The sequence below is a fragment of the Microcoleus sp. Pol11C3 genome (assembly GCF_036701485.1).
Taxonomy (GTDB): domain Bacteria; phylum Cyanobacteriota; class Cyanobacteriia; order Cyanobacteriales; family Microcoleaceae; genus Microcoleus.
This window is the reverse complement of record NZ_JAUBQW010000022.1, coordinates 1-274: the sequence shown is the minus strand read 5'-3', so window position 1 is coordinate 274 and position 274 is coordinate 1. Positions and strand designations below refer to the sequence as shown.

General features: G+C 49.6%; 1 protein-coding gene. It reads right to left on the bottom strand.

All coding sequences use genetic code 11. The annotated features are described in order from the left end of the window. Positions 1–59: 59 nt before the first annotated feature. The coding region (locus tag QUA40_RS07910; protein WP_333123679.1) for a hypothetical protein at positions 60–274 on the bottom strand (215 nt) is incomplete at its 5' end.

The window sequence follows — 274 nt, the reverse complement described above, 5'->3', positions numbered from 1 at the left end:
TCCCGCCACCAAATTAACTAAGACAAGCCCCGGCAGCCTAAAAGTTGCTGGGGTGTGTTTTATACCGTCTGTTTGATGCCGAGTGCGATCGCCTCTTCGACAGATTGAGATCGTTTCCGGTTGCACGAGCGACATGATATAGAGGACACGGCACTCGCGTCTCGAAAGCTGTGGGTAATATTAGGATCGCCAATTAAATAGGGCTTGCTGAATATATCGATCGCACTTGAGGTAGCCTGGGTTTTGAGCGCGCGATCGAGAATAAAGTGCAAGA